Consider the following 7,858-nt stretch of genomic DNA (forward strand, 5'->3'; position numbering starts at 1 on the left):
AAAATAGAAAATATAGTTCTTAGTGGCGATGGCATGATGCCTGAGACCGCCACCTTTATTGCGACCCTCGTGACAAAGACCTTCGATGGTCGCCGTCAGGAACAGGTCGGGGCGATAAGGCGGATTGAGGGAACGAGGAAGCCAAATGGACAGTACAGAGCGGTCACCTACCACCTATGTGTCTAACAAAGACCTCGACCTTATTACGCTGGGGCGTTCCAGCGTTGACCTTTATGGTCAACAGATCGGCGGTCGTCTGGAGGATATGTCCTCTTTCGCTAAATATGTTGGGGGCAGCCCCACCAATACAGCTATAGGCGCCTCACGCCTTGGACTAAGGTCCGGCCTCATCACCCGGGTTGGTGCTGACCATATGGGGCGCTTCATTCTTGAACAACTCGTTCAAGAAAACATTGATACCCAAGGCGTGACGACAGATCAGGAGCGCCTGACGGCGCTTGTTCTCTTAGGTATCGTCAACAAAGACACGTTCCCACTGATATTCTACCGCGAAAACTGCGCGGATATGGCGCTCCAATCTGATCATCTTGACGCTGCCTGGATTGGATCTGCACGCGCGCTTTTGATAAATGGCACACATCTGTCGCGTGATCAGCCGCGTCAAGCCAGTCTGGAGGCGGCGCGCCTGATACGCGAAGCAGGCGGCAAGCTGATTTTTGACATTGATTACCGGCCTGTCCTTTGGAACCTTCTGCCGAAAGACAATGGTGAGCTGCGTTACATCGAGGAAGGTTCTGTCACCCAAACCCTGCAGAGTGTGGCTGCGCTTTGCGATGTCATTATTGGCACCGAGGACGAGATTCGTATTTTGGGCGGCCGCGATGATATCGGTCTTGCACTCGACGCCATACGTGCGCTGACACAGGCTCTGATCGTCGTGAAGACGGGCGCCAAGGGGTGCACAATCTTGTCCGGAGCGCCGGAGCGTCGCATAGATGTGCCGGGGTTTGCTGTCGATGTACTCAATGTTTTGGGGGCGGGGGATGCTTTTGCAGCCGGCTTTCTGAAGGCGTGGCTTACGGGGCAAGACCTTTATACCTGTGGTTTATGGGGGAATGCGTGTGGGGCCATCGTTGTCTCCCGTCACGGCTGCTCTCCGGCCATGCCGACGCAGGACGAACTGACGTATTTTATGTCAGCCGCAACCTATCCCTTGCCACCTGAAGCGCAGGCGCAACTCGACCACATACACTGGGCGAGCACCCGACGATCAAAATATGACGAATTGACCGTCCTGGCGATCGACCACCGCGATCAGTTTGAGGAGATCGCTGCAGAACTGGCTGTGGGGGCTGAGCGCATTTCGGACTTCAAGCAACTCGCCGTAAAAGCCCTGCATGCGACGGCAAAGGGCGCTCCGGGCTTCGGTGTTTTACTGGATAGCCGATATGGTTCGGTGGCCCTGGATGAGGCTGCGAAGCTGGGCTACTGGATCGGTAGGCCGATAGAGACCCCGAAATCCCGCCCGCTGACATTTGAGTCTTCGGCCGATGTTGGCATGGAAATCTTGCGCTGGCCGAGCAACCAGGTCGTCAAATGCCTGATCTATTATCATCCTGATGACGATCCGGTTCTGCAGGCGGCACAAGAGGCGCAAGTTTTACGTCTGTTTGACGCCTGCCGACAGACTGGCCACGAGCTGATCCTTGAGGTGATTCTGCCGACGGATATTGAGGCCGGAGATGATACAGTGGCGCGTGCCATGCGACGTCTTTATGAGATCGGTATAAAACCCGACTGGTGGAAGCTTGAGCCCGCCGTCAGCCAGGTCGCATGGGATAATATCTCTGCCGTTATTCAAGACTGCGATCCGCTCTGCCATGGGGTTGTTCTGCTTGGCCTGTCGGCCCCCTCCGAGAGCCTGGTTGAGGCGTTTCGAGTGGCGGCGGCCTATCCGTGTATCAAGGGCTTCGCTATCGGTCGCACCATCTTCCACGATGTCGCGGTTGAGTGGTTCCGTGATCGCTTAAGTGACGAACAAGCGATTGCAGCCATGGCACAAAAGCTGTCTAATCTGGTCCATGCCTGGCGTACAGCGCGCCAGGTGTTGGAGCCAGCAGCGTGACATCAACCCGACAAACGGCGGCACAGGCGATTGTCCGCTTTCTTTCGAATCAATATGTTGACGTAGATGGCTTGGTGCTGCCCTATTTTGCGGGCGTGTGGGCCATCTTTGGTCATGGCAATGTGGCAGGACTTGGCGAGGCGCTTTATGACGTGCGCGAAACCTTGCCAACCTACCGTGCGCATAATGAGCAGGCGATGGCCCATGCAGCGATCGCCTTCGCCAAACAAAAAGCCCGCCGGCAGGCCTTCGTCTGCACGACGTCCATAGGTCCTGGTGCGACAAACATGGTGACGGCGGCGGCGCTGGCCCATATCAATCGCCTGCCCGTTCTTTTTCTTCCTGGCGATGTTTACGCCAATCGCCGGCCCGATCCGGTGCTGCAGCAGATCGAAGACTTTGGTGACGCAACCGTTTCTGCCAATGCCTGTTTTCGGCCTGTGTCTGCCTATTTTGATCAGATCACCCGTCCAGAGCAAATTCTCTCGGCCCTGCCGCGCGCGATGTCCACCCTGACCGATCCTGCCCGCTGCGGCCCTGTTACGCTGTGTCTCTGTCAGGATGTCCAGGCAGAAGCGTATGACTATCCGGACAGCTTTTTTGACAAGCGGGTATGGAGCATCCGCCGCCCGGCGCCCGATGCCGCTGAACTGGCGAATCTGGTGTCTCGGCTTAAGGCGGCGACGTCGCCGGTCTTGATCATAGGCGGGGGTGTAAAATACGCTCTGGCGGAGACAGCCCTATCGGATCTGGCGCTTCGTCATGGTTTGCCATTTGCAGAAACGCAAGCCGGGAAGGGGGCCATACCCTGGGATCACCCGTGCAATCTGGGTGGCTTGGGCGTGACAGGATCACAAGCCGCAAATCTCGCAGTACAAAACGCGGATCTGATCGTTGGAATCGGTACCCGGTTGCAGGACTTTACGACGGGATCAGCCGGTCTTTTCGGGGTCAATGCCAAACTGATTCAGATTAATATCGCCGCATATGACGCGCATAAGTTTGCAGCCGAGACGGTAGTTGGGGACGCAAAGGTGGTTATGGAGGGTTTATCCGCCGCCCTGGACGGTTGGGTGGCGACGTCTTCTAAAAGCTTGCAGGCGGCTCGTAGTGCATGGACGGCGAGCGTAGACTCAGCCTTGCTGCCACCCGTCTCAGGCCCGCCCAATGAAACACAGGTTCTGGGGGCGCTGTGGCGTCAGGCCGGTGATGATGCCGTTGTTGTCGGTGCCGCCGGGGGGCTCCCCGGTGATATGCAAAAGGTCTGGAGAACCAAAACGTCGGGGGGATACCATATGGAATATGGATATTCCTGCATGGGGTATGAAATTGCCGGAGGTGTGGGCGTCAAGATGGCTTCGCCCGAACGCGAGGTTTATGTACTGGTAGGCGATGGAAGCTACCTGATGATGAATGCCGAGATTGCCACGGCGGTGATGATGGGCATTAAAATTATCATCATTCTGATCGATAATGGGGGATACGGTTGTATACACCGGCTACAAACCTCTACAGGCAGCCAGCCCTTCAACAATCGATTTACAGAGTCTTATCACCGCACGTTGCCAGCGATTGATTTCGTGGCCCATGCCCGCAGCCTTGGCGCCTATGCCGAAAAAGCCACCACGATCACTGAATTTGAGGCAGCCCTTGTCCAGGCGCAGGCGCGCGACCTGACCTCTGTCCTTGTTATCGAATCGGATCCGGATGTATCCTCATCCCTGGGCGGTGCGTGGTGGGATGTGGCCATTGCGGAAGTGTCGCAAACAGCGGCTGTCCGTGAAGCACGCGGGCGCTACGATAAAAAAATCAATCATATCAGGAGGAGACAGCGCAAATGACGATTCGCTTTGGGGTCAGCCCTATCGCCTGGATTAATGACGACATGCCTGAACTTGGGGCAGAGACATCTTTGCAGCAGGTTCTGCAAGACGCCCAGGCGATTGGCTTTGTTGGCATCGAACTCGGAGGGCGCTTCCCTAAGGCGCCCGAAAGCCTGAAACCTCTTTTGGAGACGTACAGTCTGGATCTCGTGGGGGGCTGGTATAGCGCTTCACTCCTGACGCGTACCGCGCAAGAAGAGATCGAGGCCCTGCAACCCCATCTGGCCCTTCTTAAGGCTATGAACTGTTCAGTGTTTATCATTGCCGAAACCAGCAATGCGATTCATGGTCAGCGTGAAACAGCTTTGCAGGAGAGGCCGCATTTAACTGAGGCGCAATGGCGCGTGTTCGGTCAACGGCTTACGGAAGTGGCTGACTATATTTATGCGCAGGGGTTGAAATGCGCTTACCACTATCATCTCGGGACGGTGGTTCAGGATAAGGCCGACCTGGCCGCTTTTTTTACCTGTACCGGGCCACAGGTTGGCATAACACTCGATACTGGCCATGCAGTTCTGGGAGGCATTGACCCTTTTGATGTCATCGAACACCATGCCGATCGCATACAACACGTCCATGCCAAGGATATTCGCCAGAGCATCTTTGATGAGACGGCGGGGCAGGCCGACAGCTTTCTGAATGGGGTGCTGGCAGGCATGTTTACCGTACCCGGAGATGGCAGTATCGATTTCGCACGCCTCTTTAGCGCCCTTGCCAAAATAGGTTACGACGGATGGATTATTGTTGAAGCGGAGCAGGATCCCAAAAGGGCAGATCCGCGATTGTATGCGCAGAAGGGATTGGATACCCTTAAGCACCTGTCACAAGCCGCCGGCCTTTCGGAATTGGCCCTAAACCCATGAGCCATCTGAAGGTTAAATCAGCGCCTTGCGACGAGTTTGGCGTTGTGATTGATATCACGCCTGAATCCGCAGGTTGGAAACACGTCGGTTTTCGTATGGTGAAGTTGCTGGCTGGCCAGACTTATCGTGGACGGGAAGCCAGTCGTGAAGCTTGTCTAGTGGTCTTGAGCGGTGATGCGCATATCACCGTGCGGGAAACAGACTTCGGTCGCGTGGGGGGACGCAAGACCGTATTCGAGGATGTCGCCCCGGGTGCCGTCTATGTGCCGCCGGATGAGCCATATAGGGTGGTGGCTGAAAGTGCTGTTGAACTCGCCGTCTGCACAGCCCCCGGGAGCGCAGGCTTTTCAGCGCGGACGATTTCGCAGGACGAGATGGTGCGCCAGGTGCGAGGCACGGGCACCAATACCCGATATGTACGTAATATTTTGCCCGAAGATCAGCCCGCTTTTAGCCTGCTGGTGGTTGAGGTTGTTACACCCGGCGGTCATTGGTCGAGTTATCCCCCTCACAAACACGATAGCGCGAGACCGGGAGATGAAACGGCGCTGGAGGAGACCTATTATCATCGCATCAATCCCCGACAGGGGTTTGCCTGTCAGCGCGTATATACAGATGACCGACGCTTAGATGAAATGATTCTGGTTGAGGATGAGGACGTGGTGATGGTGCCGGAGGGCTATCACCCCGTCAGCGCGGCTCACGGCTACGATCTTTATTATCTCAATGTCATGGCAGGGCCAACGAGGGCATGGCTTTTCCACAATGATCGTGATCACGCATGGATGCTCTCAGACTCGGCTCAATCTGCGGTGCGTTAACGCACCAGAGGAAGCGTCATAGCGTATGGCTTTGCCAATATGCCAAATCAAAGCCGACCTGACGATGAGCGGCCTCGGCTTTTAGCAACCCGGTCAGGATCTCGGTGATGGAACGGTTGCGTCGGAAGCCAATCGTGACGGCCCTTGTCGTGTTTTTCCTGAATTCGATTTCTGGATTACCGAATCTGAAAATTGTCGGCGAGAATGAGGTCGAAATACCGACCAACAAAACGCTCCACTTCTCCGGCTAAGCGTTCGCGGTTGGGGCAATCTGGCGGCACTTGACGTATTAACTGACGTGCTCTCACATCGTCCGTCCCGGAGCGTGGCTTTGACGCGGCGCTGAATGAGTCTTAAAAAAGCGAAATGCCCTAGTCATTTTTATTTGTCTGACTATATTGCTGGCTGCTAAACGTCTTAAGAGTTCAATAGCGAACAATAAATACAGGGAACACGGACACGACGCTCTGCTTGAGAATAACATTATCTGAGGCCCAGAGTTTGTCCGTGTAAGAATGAAAATGAATACTTTTTCACGCCGCCGTTTCCTTATTGCAACTGTCGGCACTGGTCTCATCACGCCTGAGATAGCTGCTAGGGCGGCGGACACGGCCAGCGTGAAAATCGTTAATCCGCTGGTACGTCAGCGCGCCGATGCTCAGATATTTCGGCATGATGACGGCTGGTATTATATGATGGCTTCGGTACCGGAATATGATCGACTGGTGATCCGACGGTCGAGGACGCTGGCGGGCTTGCGAGACGCTCAGGAGGTCCTCGTCTGGCGCCGCCCGGAAAGCGGCAAACTGGCCGGTTATATCTGGGCGCCGGAACTGCACTGGTTTGACGGCCGTTGGCACATATATTTCGCTGCGGGTGATGGTGACGACAAGTTCCATATCCGAACCTATGTTCTCTCTAATTCCGCTAAAAATCCGCTCAGCGGCCAATGGGCGTTTCTGGGGGCGTTAGAAACGCCATGGGATAGCTTCAATCTCGATGCGACAAGTTTTGTTCACAAAGGGGTACGGTATCTGTGCTGGGCTCAGCATGAACCTGGCATTGATACCAATAGTAATATCTATCTGGCGCCCTTGGCCGGCCCTACGACCTTTGCGGCCAAACCGGTTCGGTTGTCGATACCGACGCTGCCATGGGAAATTATCGGCTACAAGGTCAATGAAGGTCCGGCGCTTCTGGCGCGCCATGGGCGATTATTCCTGACCTATTCGGCCTCAGCCACGGATGCGAACTATTGCCTGGGTATGCTGACGGCCAATGAACACGCGGACATCATGGAGCCGTCCTCATGGGCGAAATCGCCGGCGCCGGTGTTCAGGAGTTCCCCTGAGCATAATATCTGGGGGCCAGGTCACAACGGGTTTGCCGTCGATGAAAAAGGCCGCGATATGTTGGTTTATCACGCCCGTGACTATCGTGATATCAAGGGGGATCCGCTGTTTGATCCTAACCGTCACACACGTATTCAGGTCATCCGTTATAGCGCAGATGGCGTGCCAGATTTTGGCGTACCTGCCGCGATCGGGCCGCTTGCCGACACGTAGCTATTGATGGCTATGTGTGAAGCGGCGTCCAAAGCAGGACGCGCGTGAAATCCAGTCGCTGTTAGATCACAAAGTTTTTTTGTGAGGCGTCGACGTCTGATCGGCGCCGATCAGGACACGCCTGTGCATCCATCATAGCGTTGAAACGAAAATCTTGCAGGTGGCATTTTGGACATCGATCCACAGGCGGGAACCACCTTATGATTTCGGATATGATCCGGCATGATCGGAACACGATCTAATGCCCGTAAGGTCATGTGACCAGTCTATATCCGCTCAATAAATCGCATTTAATCAATTTGTCTGTGGGTTGGCTCAGCCGCGATGGCTGCCGCGCGGCGGTGTCATCATGATTGACACAATAAGGCGACGCCTGTTGCAAACTGTAAAACGCTTTCGGTGGCCACCTGTATCTTCCATATAAAATATACTTATATTCTACAGCATGTTGGTGGAAATGCCACGCGGTTTCACGCGAGAAAAACGTCTGAAAAAATGTCTCTTTTCGAACACATGTTACCAGCAATCGAAAATTTTCTCTTCTCTGTAATGATTGGCTCTTGAAAAATAAATAATATTGTCGGACATAACTGGCATAAAATAAACGCATTAATTCATAGTGCGTATCACGGAGGAAACA

The 7,858-nt window shown here is 54.7% G+C and carries 6 protein-coding genes; 5 read left to right on the plus strand and 1 reads right to left on the minus strand.

Annotation, left to right across the window (positions count from 1 at the left end; genetic code table 11):
• The first annotated feature begins 145 nt into the window (after positions 1–145).
• From iolC to iolB, 4 genes are read left to right on the plus strand one after another with little or no spacing between them, the layout of a single operon-like run.
• The gene (gene iolC / locus ABQ278_RS21545) at positions 146–2,086 is read left to right on the plus strand and encodes a 5-dehydro-2-deoxygluconokinase (RefSeq protein WP_349323046.1); all 1,941 of its coding nucleotides are present in this window, start codon (positions 146–148) and stop codon (positions 2,084–2,086) included.
• Positions 2,083–3,927: a 3D-(3,5/4)-trihydroxycyclohexane-1,2-dione acylhydrolase (decyclizing) gene (iolD, locus tag ABQ278_RS21550; protein ID WP_349323047.1), complete on the plus strand. Its 1,845-nt coding sequence runs from the start codon at positions 2,083–2,085 to the stop codon at positions 3,925–3,927. Before iolC ends, iolD begins: the two co-directional genes overlap by 4 nt.
• Complete coding sequence (gene iolE, locus ABQ278_RS21555; protein ID WP_349323048.1) at positions 3,924–4,832, plus strand: myo-inosose-2 dehydratase; 909 nt, start codon at positions 3,924–3,926, stop codon at positions 4,830–4,832. The genes iolD and iolE overlap by 4 nt, the downstream gene beginning before the upstream one ends.
• The gene (iolB, locus tag ABQ278_RS21560) at positions 4,829–5,653 is read left to right on the plus strand and encodes a 5-deoxy-glucuronate isomerase (RefSeq protein ID WP_349323049.1); all 825 of its coding nucleotides are present in this window, start codon (positions 4,829–4,831) and stop codon (positions 5,651–5,653) included. Before iolE ends, iolB begins: the two co-directional genes overlap by 4 nt.
• A 16-nt stretch (positions 5,654–5,669) precedes the next feature.
• Here the strand turns inward: iolB and ABQ278_RS21565 are convergent, their stop codons facing one another.
• A complete protein-coding gene (locus ABQ278_RS21565) occupies positions 5,670–5,879 on the minus strand; it encodes a hypothetical protein (protein ID WP_349323050.1) in 210 nt (69 codons plus the stop codon).
• A 295-nt stretch (positions 5,880–6,174) separates the two neighbouring features.
• Between ABQ278_RS21565 and ABQ278_RS21570 the strand changes: the two genes are divergently transcribed.
• Positions 6,175–7,218 (plus strand): family 43 glycosylhydrolase, encoded by a 1,044-nt coding sequence (locus ABQ278_RS21570; RefSeq protein ID WP_349323051.1) that lies wholly within the window; start codon positions 6,175–6,177, stop codon positions 7,216–7,218.
• The last annotated feature ends 640 nt before the right edge of the window (positions 7,219–7,858 follow it).

Source organism: Asticcacaulis sp. MM231, assembly GCF_964186625.1.
Lineage (GTDB): Bacteria > Pseudomonadota > Alphaproteobacteria > Caulobacterales > Caulobacteraceae > Asticcacaulis.

Bases quoted from the DNA above. Each gene is read 5' to 3' on its own strand.
- iolB (WP_349323049.1), top strand. From the start codon at position 4,829: ATGAGCCATCTGAAGGTTAAATCAGCGCCTTGCGACGAGTTTGGCGTT.
- ABQ278_RS21570 (WP_349323051.1), top strand. From the start codon at position 6,175: ATGAATACTTTTTCACGCCGCCGTTTCCTTATTGCAACTGTCGGCACT.
- iolC (WP_349323046.1), top strand. From the start codon at position 146: ATGGACAGTACAGAGCGGTCACCTACCACCTATGTGTCTAACAAAGAC.
- iolE (WP_349323048.1), top strand. From the start codon at position 3,924: ATGACGATTCGCTTTGGGGTCAGCCCTATCGCCTGGATTAATGACGAC.